Source organism: Amycolatopsis sp. NPDC051061 (genome assembly GCF_040682935.1).
Classification (GTDB): Bacteria; Actinomycetota; Actinomycetes; order Mycobacteriales; family Pseudonocardiaceae; genus Amycolatopsis.
Genome location: NZ_JBFBBZ010000053.1, coordinates 1 through 17,395 on the forward strand (window position 1 = coordinate 1; position 17,395 = coordinate 17,395).

General features: G+C 68.3%; 18 protein-coding genes. 11 read left to right on the plus strand and 7 right to left on the minus strand.

Going from position 1 to position 17,395, the window contains the following annotated elements:
* From AB0N03_RS43115 to AB0N03_RS43125, 3 genes are all read right to left on the minus strand, one after another.
* Positions 1–371 (minus strand): transposase (locus tag AB0N03_RS43115; RefSeq protein WP_364385405.1); only part of this gene is annotated, 371 nt, incomplete at its 3' end.
* Between the two features lie 9 nt (positions 372–380).
* The gene (locus AB0N03_RS43120; RefSeq protein WP_364385406.1) at positions 381–524 is read right to left on the minus strand and encodes a hypothetical protein; all 144 of its coding nucleotides are present in this window, start codon (positions 522–524) and stop codon (positions 381–383) included.
* A gap of 213 nt (positions 525–737) precedes the next feature.
* Positions 738–1,307: a helix-turn-helix domain-containing protein gene (locus AB0N03_RS43125; protein ID WP_364385408.1), complete on the minus strand. Its 570-nt coding sequence runs from the start codon at positions 1,305–1,307 to the stop codon at positions 738–740.
* 78 nt (positions 1,308–1,385) lie between these two features.
* Here AB0N03_RS43125 and AB0N03_RS43130 point away from each other — a divergent pair, with 78 nt between their 5' ends.
* Positions 1,386–2,003 (plus strand): NAD(P)H-binding protein, encoded by a 618-nt coding sequence (locus AB0N03_RS43130; protein WP_364385411.1) that lies wholly within the window; start codon positions 1,386–1,388, stop codon positions 2,001–2,003.
* Complete coding sequence (locus tag AB0N03_RS43135) at positions 2,000–2,908, plus strand: SDR family NAD(P)-dependent oxidoreductase (protein ID WP_364385414.1); 909 nt, start codon at positions 2,000–2,002, stop codon at positions 2,906–2,908. Before AB0N03_RS43130 ends, AB0N03_RS43135 begins: the two co-directional genes overlap by 4 nt.
* Positions 2,909–3,669: 761 nt before the next feature.
* Here AB0N03_RS43135 and AB0N03_RS43140 read toward each other — a convergent pair.
* On the minus strand, positions 3,670–4,227 hold the full coding sequence (locus tag AB0N03_RS43140; RefSeq protein WP_364385417.1) for a DinB family protein: 558 nt from the start codon (positions 4,225–4,227) through the stop codon (positions 3,670–3,672).
* 497 nt (positions 4,228–4,724) lie between these two features.
* Here AB0N03_RS43140 and AB0N03_RS43145 point away from each other — a divergent pair, with 497 nt between their 5' ends.
* The 3 genes from AB0N03_RS43145 to AB0N03_RS43155 all read left to right on the plus strand — a co-directional run bounded on the left by AB0N03_RS43145 (position 4,725) and on the right by AB0N03_RS43155 (position 7,534).
* Positions 4,725–4,931 (plus strand): hypothetical protein, encoded by a 207-nt coding sequence (locus AB0N03_RS43145; RefSeq protein ID WP_364385419.1) that lies wholly within the window; start codon positions 4,725–4,727, stop codon positions 4,929–4,931.
* 474 nt (positions 4,932–5,405) lie between these two features.
* Entirely contained in the window at positions 5,406–6,089 is a 684-nt protein-coding gene (locus AB0N03_RS43150; RefSeq protein WP_364385578.1) for a response regulator transcription factor, read from the plus strand.
* Positions 6,086–7,534, plus strand: a complete 1,449-nt coding sequence (locus AB0N03_RS43155; protein WP_364385422.1) for a HAMP domain-containing sensor histidine kinase — start codon at positions 6,086–6,088, stop codon at positions 7,532–7,534. Before AB0N03_RS43150 ends, AB0N03_RS43155 begins: the two co-directional genes overlap by 4 nt.
* On the opposite strand, the gene AB0N03_RS43160 is transcribed toward AB0N03_RS43155, so the two are convergent.
* A complete protein-coding gene (locus tag AB0N03_RS43160) occupies positions 7,503–8,801 on the minus strand; it encodes an MMPL family transporter (protein WP_364385425.1) in 1,299 nt (432 codons plus the stop codon). The two genes, AB0N03_RS43155 and AB0N03_RS43160, sit on opposite strands and share 32 nt — an antisense overlap.
* A 425-nt stretch (positions 8,802–9,226) precedes the next feature.
* Here AB0N03_RS43160 and AB0N03_RS43165 point away from each other — a divergent pair, with 425 nt between their 5' ends.
* Both AB0N03_RS43165 and AB0N03_RS43170 read left to right on the plus strand, forming a co-directional pair.
* Complete coding sequence (locus tag AB0N03_RS43165; RefSeq protein WP_364385428.1) at positions 9,227–10,231, plus strand: hypothetical protein; 1,005 nt, start codon at positions 9,227–9,229, stop codon at positions 10,229–10,231.
* A 141-nt stretch (positions 10,232–10,372) separates the two neighbouring features.
* Positions 10,373–11,296 (plus strand): Rieske 2Fe-2S domain-containing protein, encoded by a 924-nt coding sequence (locus tag AB0N03_RS43170; protein ID WP_364385431.1) that lies wholly within the window; start codon positions 10,373–10,375, stop codon positions 11,294–11,296.
* A 9-nt stretch (positions 11,297–11,305) separates the two neighbouring features.
* Here AB0N03_RS43170 and AB0N03_RS43175 read toward each other — a convergent pair whose 3' ends face one another.
* Positions 11,306–11,971 carry a response regulator transcription factor gene (locus tag AB0N03_RS43175; protein ID WP_364385434.1) on the minus strand — a complete coding sequence of 222 codons (666 nt, stop codon included), beginning with the start codon at positions 11,969–11,971 and terminating at the stop codon, positions 11,306–11,308.
* Positions 11,972–12,965: 994 nt separating this feature from the next.
* On the opposite strand from AB0N03_RS43175, the gene AB0N03_RS43180 reads away from it, so the two are divergent.
* The 3 genes from AB0N03_RS43180 to AB0N03_RS43190 are packed head-to-tail and all read left to right on the plus strand — an operon-like array spanning position 12,966 to position 14,816.
* Entirely contained in the window at positions 12,966–13,361 is a 396-nt protein-coding gene (locus AB0N03_RS43180; protein ID WP_364385437.1) for a hypothetical protein, read from the plus strand.
* 50 nt (positions 13,362–13,411) lie between these two features.
* Positions 13,412–14,248 (plus strand): alpha/beta hydrolase, encoded by an 837-nt coding sequence (locus tag AB0N03_RS43185; protein WP_364385440.1) that lies wholly within the window; start codon positions 13,412–13,414, stop codon positions 14,246–14,248.
* The gene (locus AB0N03_RS43190; protein ID WP_364385443.1) at positions 14,241–14,816 is read left to right on the plus strand and encodes a TetR-like C-terminal domain-containing protein; all 576 of its coding nucleotides are present in this window, start codon (positions 14,241–14,243) and stop codon (positions 14,814–14,816) included. Before AB0N03_RS43185 ends, AB0N03_RS43190 begins: the two co-directional genes overlap by 8 nt.
* Positions 14,817–15,395: 579 nt before the next feature.
* On the opposite strand, the gene AB0N03_RS43195 is transcribed toward AB0N03_RS43190, so the two are convergent.
* On the minus strand, positions 15,396–15,794 hold the full coding sequence (locus tag AB0N03_RS43195; RefSeq protein ID WP_364385446.1) for a hypothetical protein: 399 nt from the start codon (positions 15,792–15,794) through the stop codon (positions 15,396–15,398).
* A 32-nt stretch (positions 15,795–15,826) separates the two neighbouring features.
* Here AB0N03_RS43195 and AB0N03_RS43200 point away from each other — a divergent pair, with 32 nt between their 5' ends.
* Positions 15,827–17,023, plus strand: a complete 1,197-nt coding sequence (locus AB0N03_RS43200) for a multidrug DMT transporter permease (RefSeq protein ID WP_364385449.1) — start codon at positions 15,827–15,829, stop codon at positions 17,021–17,023.
* The last annotated feature ends 372 nt before the right edge of the window (positions 17,024–17,395 follow it).

Consider the following 17,395-nt stretch of genomic DNA (forward strand, 5'->3'; position numbering starts at 1 on the left):
TTCTGCCGCTTGGCGACGATCTTCGGTGCAAAGCTGGCGTCGCGGTCGCGGGGCACGTCGATCTGGACCGGGCCGACGTCGGTGAGCACGGTCTTAGCGCGGATGCCGTTGCGGGAATTGCCGGTCCCGCGGCCGGCTGGGTCGTGCTTGTCGTAGCCGAGGTGGTCGGTGATCTCGCCCTCGAGCGCCGACTCGAGCAGGCGCTTGGTCAGTTGCTGCAGCACCCCGCCTTCACCGGTCAGCTTCAGCCCACCGGCCTTCGCGTGGCTCACCAGCTGCGCCACGAGCCGCTCGTCCAGGCCGTCCTCGGGCTTCGGGTCTTCAGCGTTCTCCACGCCGGACATCATGTCGGTCATCAGGTGCACTTCCATGATCGGGAGTTACACCGAACGTTTTACAGTCCCGGTAATCGACCAGCTTCTAATTGTAAAGCGCTGATTGTCGAACTTGTCGATCGTGCGATGAAGGTACTCCAGATCCAGCTCCAGCGTTCGGGTGATGCGATCGTTTCCTTCGTCGGCCACCTGGCTCCCTTGACTTCACCTTGAGCGGACTCTCTGGGCATATCCCAGTGTGCGCCGCCCGGACAACCGTGGACGAACGAGCTCGGCCAGACGGCCCATCGCTCCGCGGGAGTCGATACCTGGCGTCCGCTCATGCCGCGGGGCGATCGAAGGCAGACCGCCAGACGCACGCACATGCCGAGGTGAGGGTGTGGAGTCGTTCCGGGCGGTTCGCTAGTCGGTGGACCAGGTGCCCAAGGCGGCGATGGCGGCTTCGATGAGGGCGGAGTCGGTCGGAGCGTGCTCGATGGTGCTGCGGTAGTACATCGGCCCGATGGTCATGGCGGCGGCGTTTCGGCTAGTGAGCGTGAGGGTGATCTCGCCGCGCGCTTCGGCGTCGTCGAGGGCGGCGGCGAGTCGGTCGGCGAGGATGCCGGCGAACTGCGCGCGGCGGGTGTCCATGTTCTCGTCCCACAGGGCGGTGTTCGCCAGGGTCGTGGACACGGCGCGGACGTCGTCGAGCTCGAGCTGGCGGGCGATCGCGGTCAGTTCTCGCCGTAGCCACTCCCGGGTGGGAGTGGTGGGTCTGTCGAGGAACGGCATCGGGACGGTGGCCATAGCCTCGAGGAGGAGGGGTTCGGCCTGGGGCCAGTGGCGATAGACGGTCGCGCGTCCCACTCCCGCGCGATCGGCGACCTGCACATGCGTCACCGCGGTCGGGCCGCTTTCCAGCAGCAGCTCGCGGGCGGCGTTCAGGATCGCTTCGCGGCTTCGCAAGAAGCGGGGGTCTGTCTCGCTGGTCACGAACCAATCTTATGAGACAACTTGACTCGCAGCGTGCCGAGTGAGCACCATGGCGGTATGAGACATTCTGTATCACAGATGACTGTGGCGGTCCTCGGGGCGACCGGCGCCACCGGACGTCACCTGGTGTCCACGGCACTTGAACGCGGGCACCACGTGGTCGCGCTGGTCCGCCGGGCGGGAACGTTCGCGCCACGGGAAGGGCTTGACGAAGTGACCTGGCCCGACGTCACCGACGTCTCGGCCCTCACACGTGCCCTGCCGGGCACAAGCGTGGTGATCAGCGCGCTGGGCGGAGCCACCGAGGGGCCGACGACGGTCTGCACCGAGGGCATTCGCTCCGCGGTGACCGCGATGAAGGCGGCCGGGGTCGCCCGCCTGATCGCCGTCAGCGCGCACGGCGTGCTGGAGACGCACGACAAGTCGCTGTACTCCTTGGCGGTGTGGGGGAATGTGGCCGAGCGGATGCGCGACAAGGAATCGATGGAGCCGCTCATCACCGCGTCCGGTCTGAACTGGACGATTGTGCGGCCGCCGAAGCTGTCGGACCACGACGCGATCGGGAAGTACACGGCCGGAACCGACCTGCGCATCCGGCTGTGGAGTTCCATCGGACGCGCCGATCTCGCCACGTTCCTGCTCGACGAGGCCGAAACCCCGCAGTACGTCCACGCCTACCCGCGGATCACTCGGTGAACGCCGCCATCCCCGACCTGACGCGGAAAGTCGCCGTTGTCACCGGCGCGACCGGCGGCATGGGCCAGGTCATCGCCGCTGACCTCGTCCACGCAGGTGCGCACGTGATCACCATCGCCCGCAACCCCGCTCGTGCGGACGCCCTGCGCGCACACATCGGCCCACAGGCTGCGAACCGGCTCGAGGTCATCCCCGGAGACCTCTCCCAGCGCGCGGGCGTCATCGCCGCAGCGAAGACCATCCAGAACCGTCACGACCAGGTACACATCCTCATCAACAACGCCGGCGCGCACTTCTCCGAACACCGCGTCTCGGCCGACGGCATCGAGATGCACATCGCCCTCGACTACCTCGCCGCCTACGGCCTCATCACCCTGCTGGACGAGCCGCTGCGACGCGGTCAGGCCCGCGTGGTGAACGTCGCCAGCGACACTCTCAACGACACCCGGCAGATCAAGCTCGCAGGCAAACCCCGTCCAGCGACCCTCGAGTTGGCCGGCATCGACGACCTCACAGAACTCAATCCCGCTGCCGGGTTCGCGCCATTCGAGGCCTACGCACGCGCCAAGCTCATGACGGTCACCGCCGGCTACGCCCTCGCCCGCACCCTCGCCGCCGACGGAGTGACCGTCAACGCCCTGCACCCAGGAATAGTCGCCACCGACATCATCGACGACCTCGTGCCCCCACTGCTACGCCCCATGCGCACACTGATCCGCCGAAGCCTGCTCACCCCCGCCGAAGGAGCGGCAAGCGCGACACGCATCGCGGCCGACCCAGCGATGACCGGTGTCACTGGCCGCTACTTCAACCGCGACACGCAATCAAGCACTCCACCGGTATCCCACGACCCCACCACCCAGCAGAGACTCCTCGCACTGAGCCTGACCCATTTCGCCGGCTGACATCCACCCGGCAAGCTGTCAGCCGATCTTGGATTTGGCGCCACCAGGCCACGTAGATCAACGAAACTCCGGCAGTCCCCACCTCCGGAACGCCGAGCCGGACGCGCCAAGTTCCCGGAGTCATGCGTCGCTCGACCAGTCCGATCGGCGCCGCCGACATCCCCTTGCGCGACTTCGTCACCCACCACGCCGCACACATCCACAGCCGCGACCTCGCCGACGTCCCCCTGCAGTCGCCACCGCCCTCACCCGAAGCCGCCGGCGAACCCCTCTCGTGCGGCCGACCTGGACGACCAACACACTCTTCTGCCGATGAGCGGACGTTTCTCCGCTTGGCGCGCTCTACTGCGGGGTGGGGACGCGATCAGGTGGCAGCCGCGTTCCCCATTCGGATCGATATGGGCGCCCGTTCGCTGTGGGAGGGGCCTCCGGATACGGGTCGATGAGTCGTCGCCCCGACCAGCCGCCGCACGGCGACGTAGCCAACGACGTCACCGGCGGCGTGTCCGGGAGTCTGGTCCAAGTCGGCGCCATCCACGGTGACGTGCACTTTCACCAGCAAAGCCGCCCGGCGGCCCTCCTGCACCGAGCGGGTGTGGCGCCGCAACGGGCGGCGGCGTTTCAAGACCGTCCAGGCACTTCGCGCTTGCTCGCACAGGCGCTGGGGCGCGGCGACGCCGCGGTGCTGACCGGCAACCTCGGGTACATACCGGTGTGGTGTCGGGCTTGGGCGGGATCGGGAAGACACAGATCGCGCTGGATTACGCCGAACGGCTGTGGGCTTCGGGCGAATTGGGATTGTGGGTGCGGGCGAACAAGGGGAAGAAGTTAGTGTTGAGCTGGTGGCAAAGACCTGCTGACGTATGCGGACCTTGTGCAAAGTGCCCTTGTACCGATGAAGCCGGTGAATTCGTCCGTCTGGTCCTGCAGATCCGGGTGAGCGCATTCCACCAGCCTTCGGGGAAGTGGGGAACCTTGCCGGGTGAGTCGAGATCGAGTGCCGCGATGGTGGCGTCAGCGTGCTCCCACGACCGTTTGTACTGCGCGATGATGTCCTCGCGTGTCTCCTCGGGGCGGGCGAGGAAGTCCTCCGATTGAGTGCGGTCGACCAGCCATTCTCCCGTGTGGGCGGGTCGGTCGAACACTTCGCCGAAGTAGCCGAACCCGTTGCCCGTCAGGTGTTTCACCAGTCCGAGCAGATTGGTTCCGGTCGGGGTGAGCGGCCGGCGCGCGTCGTACTCGGACAGGCCGTCGAGTTTCCACACCAGGACGTCGCGCACCTGCTGCAAGTACAGGTGCAGATAGATTTTCGGATCCACGTCCCGACCCTAGAAATCCGGTACCCCCGCGGTCTTGGATACGCGTGCCGTCTCGATCGACGATGCCTGCCACGTGGTTGGATGGCCGAATGGACTCGGTACACGGCTCGGTTAGGCTGGACACCGAACGGTTCCGTGTCGACGCCTTCCGCGACGGCTGGGAAGCGCAGGTCGGCGACGGTTTCACGTTGCCCGCGTTCCACCACGAAGCCACAGCCCGGAGCCATCGTTCGTGGTCTCGCCTCCCGCGTCGGGGACTCAGTCATCACAGACTTCGAAGCCGCCACGCGGGTACGGGTCGATTCCGCGTTTCCCGACATTGGCGAACTGCGGCTCTACGTGGTGCATCGTGGCGCCTACATCCTCAGACGTGAACGCGACACGATAGCTGTGGACGCCGGTCAGTTCCTGCTGAGCCGCTCGACCGGGTTCACCGGCTACGACGTCGCCGCGGGCACTACCGCCCAGGTGATCGGGCTGCCCGCCGAGGCGCTGGCTTGTTCGCCGACGGCACGCAAGCGACCGGCCCGGCCGCCGCCGCGGAGGTTCGTATGCTGCTGGCACACACGAGTGTTGTCCACGCGACACTCGGCGACCTCAGCGATGACGGCGTCCACGCCAGCCGCAACGCATTGGTGGAGCTGGTCCGCGGGGTTTTGCACGGGTATTCGACGGCACCGAACCCGGCCTGGCCGGCCCGCTGATCCACACGGCCGGCAACCTCGCCGATCAACTACTCACCGACCCGGACCTGACACCAGCGCTGCTGGCGCGCCACCTCAAGGTCTCGCTGCGAACGTTGCATCGGGCCTTCGCGTCACCGGCGAGCCCGTCGCGGCGTACATCCGCCGACGTCGCCTCGAGCAGGCGCGCCGCACGCTCCTCTCGCCGTCCCACCCCACGGTTTCGGAGATCGCGGCACACTGGCAGTTCGCCGACAGCACCCAGCTCATGAACGTCGTGGGCGACGACTGACCCAACGACCGGTCATGCCTTCGCGATCTACCTGGCCGGCCATGTACGAAGACAACGTCCTGCCCAGCGGCCTACCCTCCGGCAGCCCCGAAGAAGCCCTCGACTGCGTCTGCGGCCTCTGCAGCGGCGACGCTTTAATGCTGGCTTCAGGTTGGTCGGGGAGGATGAGCGGCAAATGCATCGACTGGAGGGGGCTGGCCGGCGTGCGGATCATGATCGCGGATGACGAGGCGGCCATCCGTGAGTCGCTGGAGCGGGTGCTCCAAGTCGAGGGTTACGACACCAGCACCGTCGCCAACGGTCTCGCCGTGCTCGACGGGGTCGGTGCCGACTCGCCGGATCTGCTGATCCTCGACGTGATGATGCCTCGCCTCGGCGGGGTGGAGACCTGCCGGCGGTTGCGGGCGGCGGGCCGGGAGCTGCCGGTGCTGATGCTGACCGCCCGGGATCAGGTCTCCGACCGGGTCGCGGGGCTGGACGCGGGCGCCGACGACTATCTGCCCAAGCCGTTCGCCACCGAGGAGTTGCTGGCCCGGGTGCGGGCCTTGCTGCGCCGCCGCGCGCCGGGCGACGACGAGTCGCAGATCCTGTCGTTCGCCGACGTCCGGGTCGATCCCGACCGGTTCGAGGCGTGGCGGGGCGGGCGGCCGCTGCGCCTGACCCGCACCGAGTTCTCCCTGCTGCAGGTGCTCGTGCGCAACGCGACCCGGGTGTTGACCCGCGCCGCGCTGTTCGAGGCGATCTGGGGCTTCGACATGAGCACCACCGCCAACAACCTCCAAGTGTACGTGAGCTACCTGCGCCGCAAGATGGAAGCCGACGGTGAGCCGCGATTGATCTACACGCTGCGCGGCTTGGGGTACACGTTGCGGGAGACTCCTCCGTGAGCAGGGCCGCCGGCCGGGAACCGCGCCGGCTGACCCGGTGGTGGCGTCGGCGGTCCCTGCGGACCAGGCTGACGGTGATCGCGGCGACGGCCATCGCGGTCAGCGTGTTCGTGGCCTTCCAAGTGGCCATCGAGCTACTGGACCGGGAGCTGCAGGACACCGCCGAGAATCAGCTACGCGCCGACTCCCGCGTCCTGGCGACGAACGCGGAGCGCGCCGGTCTGGCGCAGGTCCAGCTACCGCCGTATCCCGGATCCGGTGGGCTGGTGCGGGTCATCCTGCCCGACGGCTCGACCCGGACACCGGCCGGCCAACCCGCGCTGCCGCCCGTCAGCGAGGGCGCCAAGCGCGTGGCGCAGGGCGCATCGGCCGACCTGATGGAATCGAACGACAGCGACGACGGCTACCTCGTCTACACGCTGCGGGCGGGCGACGGCGCGGTCCAGGCGGCCCGCATCGCCGATGGCAGCACGAACAACCGGTTCGGGTGGGGCATGCTGCTGATCGGGCTGCTCTGCGTGGCCGGCGGCGCCCTTGTCGGGCGGACCGTGGCGCGGACCGGGCTGGCACCGATCGACCGGCTGAGCGCCGCCGCGGTCCGTGTCGCACACACCCGGGATCTCGACGCCGCCATCCCGGACGAGGGCGGCGGGGAGATCCGGCAGCTGATCCAGTCGATCAACGACATGCTCGCCGCGCTCCGGGAATCCCGTCGGGCCCAGCGGCTGCTCGCCGAGGACGCCGCCCACGAGCTCAAGACCCCACTCACCAGCCTGCGCCTCAACGCCGAGCTGCTGATCCGGCTCGAGCGGCGCGGCACCCTGGACAGCGCACTGCCGCCGGAGAGCCGGACCCGGCTGCTCAACGACCTCGGCGTCCAGGTGGCCGAGTTGAGCACCCTGGCCGCCGAGTTGACCGACCTGGCACGCGGTGACGTCAGCGACCAGAGCACCGAGGTGCTCGACCTCGCCGACGTGGTGGTGGCCGCCGCGACCCGGGGGCGTTCCCGGGTGCCCGACATCGAGGTCGCGCTCGACGTGAGCTCCGTGTGGGTGAGCGGGCGTCCCGCCGGCCTCCAACGGGCGGTGCTCAACCTCATCGACAATGCCGGCAAGTGGTCTCCCGCGGACCAGCCGGTCCAGGTCCGGCTCCGTGCCGAGGGCGCGTCGGCGGTGCTCGAGGTCGACGACGCCGGGCCGGGCATCGACGCCGCCGACGTGCCTCGGGTGTTCGACCGGTTCTACCGTGCCGACAGCGCCCGGGCGTTGCCGGGATCCGGTCTGGGGCTGTCGATCGTGCAGCGGGTCGTCGACGCCCACGGCGGCCGGGTCACCGTCGGCCGGTCCGCACGCGGTGGCGCGCTGCTCCGGGTCGACCTTCCGGCCGCGGCCCCGCCCGCCCCGATCGCGCGACTCACTGCCGGGGAGGACACCGCTGTGCGCTGACCGGCCCCGGCGGCGCGGCGCAGGACAAGGGACGGCGGCCCTCGGGCATGGCTCCGCACGGCTCACCGTCGGGGCAGGACACCGCGATGCGCCGACCCCGACCCTGGCGCGTGGCGCAGGAGCAAAGGGCGGCCGTCGGGCCCATGAAGGCGGTGCCAAGCCGTCCCCACAGCCCCGGCTTCTCCGCCACGGCCGTGCCGAACCGCGGGATGGCCGGCCAGAAGACCCGCCTGCCGAGCACCACGAGCATCGCCGGGAACAGGGTCAGCATGGCCACCAGCGCGCACAGGACGCCGGCCGCACCGATCGGGCCCAACCCGCTGGTGCTGTTCAGGTCCGCGAAAAGCAGACAGAGCAGGCCGGCGACCACGGTGGCCGCGGACGCGACAATGGCCGGCGCCGCGCTGCGTAGCGCGTGGACCATCGCGACCCGGACGTTCTCGTGGTGGTGCAGTGTCTCCCGATAGCGGGCGATGAGCAACAGCGCGTAGTCCGTGCCGACGCCGAACACCAGGATCGTCAGCAGCGCCGAGTTCTGGTCGTTGACCACGATGCCGAAGCCCTTGACGAGCAGGTAGACGGTCGCCATCGCGGTCAGTGCGGCCGCGCCCACGGCCACGAGCGGGATGAACCACAACACCGGGCTGCGGTAGGTGATGATGAGCAGGAGCGCGACGACGATGACGGTGATGAGCAAGACCTGCAGGTCGATGCCGTCGAAGACGGATTCCATATCGCCGTCGATCGCGGCGGGGCCGGTCACGTCGAGTTCCAGGCCGGCGGGGCGGTCCTTCGCGGCGTCACGCAACGGGCCGACGATGGCCTCCGGTGCGCCGTAGGTCGTGCTCACATCGAGGGTGAACATCATCGCCTTGCCGTCGGTGGAGGGTCTCGTCGGTGGGCCCTCGTCGCCCTCGCCGGCCGGGGCCACCACCTTCGGCGGGTACCGCTTGGCAAGCGTGTCGTAGTGGCGCTCGACCGTCGCGCGGTCGGCGTCGGTCATGCCACCGGCGCGGTGGTACACGAAGACGAAGGTGTTGTCTTCCCCGCCGGGGAGACTGTCCTCCAGCACCGCGACCTTCGTGGACTCGGCGCCGGCCGGCAGGGTAACCGCGGCGCTGTCGGTGGTGACCGAACTCAGCTTTCCGCTCAGGGGCACCATGACCACCGCCAGCACCACCCACAAGCCGAGCACCAACCACGGCACCCACCGGCCTGCCAACCGACTGGTCGGCGCTTCCCCGGACTGCGCTGCGTTGACTGCCATTCACTGGCCCCCTACCTACGTGTTACGTCGCTTGTCTGACGCCGACTTCGTACCGAGCGAATCTGAAACGACCGTTAAAACGGGCGTGATTTCGGGCCCAGTAGTACCGTCGTACCGCCTTCCTCCCGAGAATGACGACCGCAGTACGACGAAACGGGACGGAATCGGGTCTAGCGTTCAGGCTATGACGAAACCTGATAGTCCACTGTGGAGGTTTGGAGCGGCCACCATGACGCTGGCGACGGCGTTCGCCGTCGTCGCCTGCGGGTCGAAGGCTGGCGACGGCGTTCGCCGTCGTCGCCTGCGGGTCGAAGGCTGACAACAGTGCGGCGCCCGCCGCGAACGGCCCGCACAGCGCGCACGCGGGCCAGCCAGCGGCTCCACCGCAGCCGCTGCGCGCCGGCGAGCGGTTCGCCGACCTGAAGGTGGCCGAGGCCTACACGCCCGCGCCGCCGGAGGGCGGCGGCACGGACGAGTACCGGTGCCAGGTGATCGATCCGGGCCTGACCAAGACGGCGTTCCTGACCGGAACCCAGGTCACGCCGGAGAACGTCGCCCTCGCGCACCACGCCATCGTGTACATGGTGCCGCCGGGCGGCGCTGCCGCGGTGCGCGAGCAGGACGCGAAGACCCCCGGCCCCGGCTGGCAGTGTTTCGGCGGGACCGGCGTGAAGGGCGCCGAAGTAGAAGAGGGGGAGGCGACGTGGGCGGACACCTGGGCGCCGGGCGCCACGGAGACGCTGTTCACCCAGGACGCCGGCTTCAAGCTGGAGCCAGGCAGCCTGGTCATCCTCCAGATGCACTACAACCTGCTCGCGACCGACGGCAAGCCGGGCGGATCGGACCGCACGGCGGTGCGGCTGCGGCTGACGGACGGCACGCCGCAGACCAGGGAACTCGACACGTTGCCGCTCGACGCGCCGACCGACCTGCCCTGCGCCGCCGGCGAGTCGGGTCCGCTCTGTGACCGGGCGGCCTCGATCGCGGACGTGACGAAGCGGTTCGGGCCGGAGGTCGGCGAAACCGCGGACCGACAGGTGGAGGAGTGCGGCCAGAGCGCGCCGAAGCCAGGCGACACCCAGACGTGCGACCACAAGGTGGAGGCGCCGATGACGCTGTTCGCCGGTTTCGGCCACATGCACCTGCTCGGGCGGGCCATCAGGGTCGAACTCAACCCCGGCACACCGAACGCCAAGGTCGTGCTGGACGTGCCGCAGTTCGACTTCGACAACCAGCGACTGGTGAAGCTGCCGTCGCCGGTGGAGATCGGTCCGGGAGACACGCTGCGGGTGACGTGTACGCACGACGCGGGGCTGCGCAAACGGCTGCCACAGCTGAGCAAGCTGCCGCCGCGCTACGTGGTGTGGGGCGACGGCACCAGCGACGAGATGTGCGCGGGCATCATGACGGTCTCCCCCCGCAAGTCCTGACGAAGCGTCGAACGTGTGTGAGCTCACTGCGGTCACCAAGCCGAAAACAGCTCTGAGCTCACACACATCCGCACCGGGATTCTCATCTGCGACCCTGAAAGGCGACTTCTCTTGTCCCTTGAGCCTCCCCCTGGCGAAACAATGCCACGGGCCGATGCGTCGCTACGCACCCAGATCTGGGCGCTCCTGCCGCTGCGCGTCTTCCTCGGTGGCACATTCCTCTACGCAGGCCTCTCCAAAATCCTCGACACCCACTACCTGGACGACACCTCACCCCTCGGCGTCCACGCCCAGATGCTGCACGCCGCGGCCACCTCCCCGATCGGCCCGCTGGTGTCATTCGCGGCCGAATTCCCGACCGTCATCGGCCTGGTCATCGCCTTCGGCGAGGTCGCTGTCGGGCTGGGTGCTCTGCTCGGGCTGTTCACCCGCATCGCCGCACTCGGCGGGTTTCTCCTCGCGTTGAGCTTCTTCCTCACCGTCAGCTGGACGACCGACCCGTACTACTTCGGCGCCGACATCGTCTTCGCCGCCGCCTGGACCCCGCTGCTGATCGCCGGCGACGCAGGCCTGTTCTCCACGACGACCCGCCTGCGCACCGCGATACGTCGCCGCCGACCGAACCCCACCCCGGACGACGAGCGACGCATTCTGCTCTGGGGCGGTCTGATCACCGCGACGGCCGCTGCCCTCGGCGGCGGCGTCATCGCCCTTGCCCGTATCACTGCCACTAAACCGAAACCAAGCCAGGCCACAGCAACAGCAACGAACTCCCCGAAAGTGATCGCTGCGGTGGCTGCCATCGCCGTCGGTTCGTCGACAAGCTTCACCACACCGGACGGTTCCACCGCATACCTGGTGCGCCCCTCGACCGACACCTTCCTGGCATTCCTCGCAGGTTGCACACACCAGGGCTGCCCCGTCACGCCCGCAGGCTCTGGCTTCCGCTGCCCGTGCCACGGCTCCACTTTCGACGGCAGCGGCCAGGTCACCGCCGGACCGGCGACGAAACCCCTGACCAAAGTGCCAGTGCAAGTCGTCGACGGGCAGGTCGTCACCGCATAACCAGAAGCGCTATACCGGCAGGGTGAGTCTCAGGTCGTAGGCGAGGATGACGGCCTGGATCCGGTCCCGTGCGCCGATCTTGGCGAGGACCCGCCCGACGTGGGACTTCACCGTCGACTCCGACAGCGTGAACCGTTGCGCGATCTCGCCGTTGGTGAGGCCGTGGCCGATGGCGACGAAGATCTCGCGTTCGCGGCCGGTCAGGGAGTCCAGCCGGGGATCCTCCCGCACGGGCCCGCAGAGATCATCGCCAAGCCGGTCGGCGAACGCGTCGAGCAGCCGCCGAGTCAGCGCCGGCGCGACCACCGCCTCCCCGGCGGCGACGGCCCGGATGCCGGCGAGCAGCACCTCCGGGCGGGTGTCCTCCAGCAGGAAACCGCTCGCCCCGGCCCGCAGCGCGGCGAGCGCGTACCGGTCCATGTCGAACGTCGTCAGCACCAGGATCCGCGAACGCCCCCCGGCGGCGACGATGCGCCGGGCGGCCTCGATCCCGTCGACGCCCGGCATGCGGATGTCCATCAGCACCACGTCGGGACGCAGTTCGGTGGTCCGCCGAACGGCCTCGGCGCCGTTCTCGGCCTCGCCGACGATCTCGGTGTCGGGGGAGCTCTCCAGCAGCATGCGGAACCCGAAGCGCTGCAGCGGCTGGGGGTCCACCACGAGCACAGAGATCATGAACGGCTGCCTTTCAGGGTCGCGTAGACGGTCCTGCCGCCGTCCGATGCGGGGGCCGGCGCTGACCGTGCCGCCGTAGAGCGCGGCGCATTCGGCCATGCCGGCGAGGCCGAGACCCGCGTCGCCCGGCGACGCCTACTTCATATCGAGCGAATCTGAGACGACTGTTAAAGCGGCGCTCAGCTGGACCGGCTGCTACGCGCTTCGCTGCCCTCGAACATCCGCCCAGCACTTCGGCGATGGTTCGCTGACCGTTGCGCACTCCCGGTCGGCCGGACCGACCACACGATGGCATCGGAGTCCGCACCGCCGCTCAAACGTCCTCTTCTGCCGATGAGCGGATGAACAGCACGTGGTGCTACCGTCAGACCAGCCCGGATGCAGGATGCAACCAGTTTCGCCTGCGGAATACGGACCACCCGTATCTTGTGACAATGATCGCTCCGGATGCCGACTTCCGAACGCGACGCTGCTTTCCGCCGCGTCAGAGTTCTGGGTCTGCACAGACAGGCACTTGCCTCACCTGGAAGACCGGCGCCCCACGCACGGCCGTTGTTCACGGCACCACTGGCCTCTATGAGCCCGGGTTAGCCGGGACGCGAGCGAGTAGTGGCGGCAGCACAGTCTCCAGGTCGGGTACGCGGCACCCGAGTTGAGTCATCCGTTCTGCGGCGGCGGTGATGCTGATGCGACAGCGGATGGCGGCTCGGATAAGGTCGCCGATGGAGACCGGCTCATAGGGGTTTGCCAACTCGTCGCGATTTCGTTCGGCCAAGACAGCAATTTCACGTCCGAATCAAAGTCGTAGTGGCCCGGGCCGGTCACTGCCCCGGGAGGTCCCGGTCACCGAGGACGAGATCCGCGAGGGACTGCGCGCCGTCTTCGGTCCCCGGGTGCGCCTGGTCGAACTGCGGTACGCCCGCCGCATCACGAACGCGGCCCGGCAGGCCGCCTGGTACCGGCACGGACGGCGGCCAAGGATTTGTTCGCGGCCTTGGCGCAACTGCGGGCGGTGCAGTACCACCTCGACGACGTGTTGTCCGGGATGGGCATCCGCTACCCGATGCCGGGCGCCGGGGACCAGCCGCTCGTCGGCCGTCCCGCGCCGGATCAGGACCTCGGCCGGGTCCGGTCGCACGAGCTGCTGCGGCGCGGGTGCGGCGTCCTGCTCGATCCGGCGGACGAGTTCGCCGAGGTCGGCGCCCGCTGGCAGGACCGGGTACACCGCGCGGGTCAGGGCGCCGGCACCGAGCCGATGCTCATCCGGCCGGACGGCTACGTGCTGCGCAGGCCACCCGGACGACCTCGAACCCGCGCTCGTCCACTGGTTCGGCGAGCCGCTTTGACCAGCAGCGCTTGCTCGAAAAGACGTGTTGACACGGCTAGCTAACGACACTAGCTTTAAGGCTATCAACCTTAGCCAGTTCCGCGGAAGGCACCATGACCCAGCACCTGAGCTTCGACGGCAACACCATCGCCTACGACGTGACCGGACAAGGACCCCTCGTCGTCCTGGCGCACGGCATCGGCGACAGCCGCCACTCCTACCGCTTCCTCGCCCCGGCCCTGGCCGCGCGGGGATACCGGGTCGCCAACGTCGACATCCGCGGTTGTGGCGACTCCAGCGCCGGCTGGGACGGCTACAGCCGGACCGACATCGCCGGCGACCTGGTCGCCGTCGTACGCCGGCTCGGCGGTCCGGCCGTGCTCATCGGTCAGTCGATCAGCGGCGGTGCCGCGACCATTGCGGCCGCCACCGCGCCCGAGGTGATCACCGGTGTCGTCGAACTGGCGCCGTTCACCCGCAAGCAGTCGATCGACCTCGGCGGGCTGCTGCGGGTGAAGCGCTTCCGGGCCGGCTACGTCCAGATGGCGAAAGTGATCATGGGAGGCAGTATCGAGGGCTGGAAGAAGTACCTCGACGTCGCGATGCCGGTCAAGCCCGCCGACTGGCACAGCGAATTGGCCCGGATCGTGGCCAAGCTGAGCGAGCCCGGCAGAATGAAGGCGATGCAGTCCATGTGCAAGAGCAGCCCGGCCGACGCCGGTGAACAGCTGCCCAACGTCAAGTGCCCGGTCCTGGTCATCGAGGGCAGCGTCGACCCGGACTGGGCAGACCCCCGCGCCGAGGGCGACCGGATCATCGCCGACCTGCCTGCGGGTCTCGGTGAACTCGCGGTCATCGAGGGCGCCGGGCACTACCCGCACGTCCAGACGCCGGATGAGGTGCTCGCGCTGACCCTGCCCTTCTTGGCCAGGACGCTGACCCGTGCCTAGGGCCGGACTCACCCCGGCATTGGTCACCGAGGTCAGCGCCGCACTGGCGGACGACATCGGCTTCTCCCAGCTGAGCATGGGCTTGCTCGCCGAGCGGCTCGGGGTCAAGACGCCCTCGCTCTACAAGCACGTCACCAGCCAGGCCGACCTGAACCACCGAATCGCCGTCCTGGCCATGACCGAACTCGCCGACGCCATCCGCGACGCAACCCAGGGCCGGGCCGGCAGCGACGCCCTCATCGCCGGCGCCCGCGCGATGTGGTCGTACGTGAAGGAACACCCGGGCCGTTACGCGGCGGGCAACGCGGTCAGGCCAACCGGGCCCGACGACCCGCTCGTCGCCGCGGCCGGCCGGGTGCTCGCCTCCTGGTCGGCCATGCTGCACGGGTACCGGATCGACCCGGGCCAGGAGATCCACGCCCTGCGGATGGTGCGCACCGTTCTGCACGGATTCGCCACCCTGGAAGCGGCCGGCAACTTCCGGATCGACGCGGATGTCGACGTCAGCTTCACCTGGATGATCGACTTCATCGATCACGGTCTACGCACCTTGAACGACCGCCACTGACCTGCCGATGAACGGCTGCGGTGCGCGGCGGTCGGTCTCGGAAGGTACAAGCGCGGCCATTCCTCTCACTAATTTCACTGGGGCACAGCTGGGGCAAACCCCCTGTCACAACTGCACTGAATAACACACAGTTGCAGGCAACGGCGGTCAAGCGCATCATTTCACCAGGCGATTCTCTATCGCCGCAGGTCAGGACCATGATCTGGCAGCGAGGGGGTCAGGGGTTCGAGTCCCCTTAGCTCCACTCTGACGAAACACCGCCCGCCGGATCCAAAGATCCAGGTAGGGCGGTTTTTTCGTTGTCCCGGATCTTGAGTTTCGCCAAGAAGAAGTTCAGCTACCAGCTGGTAGCGGGGGCAAAACTGGGGCACCGGCCGGATCGCGGCGAAATGGGGTCACGAAAAGTGTCCCAGTAGCGTCCCCCGAACAGGGTGGATCACCAAAGGTTCTCTGAGTCAGCGCCTTCACGGCGTCGGCCACATGTCCCGCCACCAACCTGCGCCACCCTCGAGGTGGTTGGCCGCGTCTCGCTGCCATCCTGTCTCCCCGGACGCAGTCGAGCGGAGTTAGCAGCGACCACTACCCGTCGCGCACTTCGAGGCCGCCCTGCCAACCGATGACCCACTTCGGCAGTCCGAGCCCAACGACTCCCCCACCGGCAACACAGGCCAGCTCCTCTACACGCCGGCAGCCGCAGCCGAGCGACTGACCGTCGGCGAGTCCTGGCTCCGACGCAAAGCCGGCCAGCGCCTCATCCCCTGCACGTTCGTCGGCAAGCACCTGCGCTTCACCGAAGAAAACCTCCGCGCCATCGTCGCCGCCGGCCACCGCGGACCGAACAACCACGACCAGACCGGCCGCCCCGGACGCCGACGCCGCACCCGTCGCTGACACCCACTTCGTTACCACGACGAGGTTCTTCGCCGAACACGCTTCCCCTCTGTCGCCTATGGAGCGGTCCTGGACACGCACCACCACGCGACCCCCACACCACAGCACAGGAGTTCACCGTGCCCTGGACCGAACCCGCCGGCGACGACACCTGGCGAATCCGCTACCGCCGCACCAACGGCACCAAAGGCGCCATCTCCGGCTTCCCCAACCCCGACGCCGCCGAAGACCACATCAGCACCATGCTCCACGAACAACGCACCGGCACCTGGATCGACCCCGAAGACAGCCGCACCACCATCGCCCAATTCGCCCCCGCCTGGCTCAACTCCCTCGACATCGACCAACGCACCGAAGAGAACTACCGCAGCTTCCTCAAAGTCCACATCCTCCCCCGCTGGGGAAACACCACCTTCGCCGAACTCACCAACCTCAGCATCCGCACCTGGGAGAAGAAACTCCGCGCCTCGGGGCTAGCGAAGACCACGGTCGACAGCATCATCAAGTGCTTCTCCCTCCTGCTCTCCGACGCCGTCCCGGAGAAGCTGATCGCCGCGAATCCCCTCGTCGCCCGCCGCCGCGGGCGACGTCGCCGCGCTCAGCGCACTCCACGAAAGATCTGGGGCGAGCCAGGCGAGGTCCTCCACGTCGCCGACCAGGTCGCCCTCAAGTACGGACCATGCGGCGCCGTCCTCGTCGCCACCGGCGGCTGGACCGGAGCCCGCTGGGGCGAACTCACCGGCCTCGACCGCAGCAACGTCCAGCTCTACGACGACGACACCGGCTCCATCCACCTGGATCCTGACGTCGGCGCCCTTCACGAACCCTGTGCTGGTCCGCTCTACCTCGGCCATCTCAAAACCGACGAGTCGGAACGCACCATCAGCTTGCCCCCGTTCCTCGTCCGCCTCCTGCGCTGGCACCTGACCACTCACAGCCACCGCCAGGTCTTCGTCACCCCGAACCTCGAATGGCACCGCCGCAGCAACTTCTCCCGCCGAGCCTTCCGCCCCGCCGCCGACGGCAACCTCCACATCCCCAACCCCGCCATCCGCCTCCAACCCGCCAAGCCCGGCCTCACCTTCCACGGCCTCCGCCACAGCCACAAAACCTGGATGATCGACGACGGCATACCCGAAATCGCCCAAGCCCTCCGCCTCGGCCACGTCCTCCAAGACAAAGTCCAAGAGACCTACTCCCACGTCGCCGCCGCAGTCGAACAACGCCTCCTCGACAGCCTGCAAGCACGATGGGACAAAGCAGTCGCGGACTCCAAGACCACGGCTGAAGACGCACTGTGGCGCGCCTGCAGATGATTCGAGCAACTAGGTAAACGTCCGATGTCATCGCGGCGTACAAATGCGCACAGCAAGAGCCTCCAGCGCCAACCCGCAAGCGTATGCCGCGCAGGAAAGTTGCCGCCGCCAAGAAGTAGCTGTCACCCGGCAAGCGCTGACAAGACATCCGCCGCTGACAGCCTGCGTCGCGAAGTCCGCGGCGGTTGTTCGTCCCTCACCCGGCGGCTTCCCCTGAACTACCCAGCTGGTGCCTTCCTGGACGAATCGACCGAGGCGGCGGCCGGGGTGACGACATCGCCCCCGCGCAATGGCGTTCGATAGGGACTACCAGCAAACCAGCTTCATCGCCTTTGGCCCCGACCGCGAAGAGCCCGCGGCTTTGACCTGCGC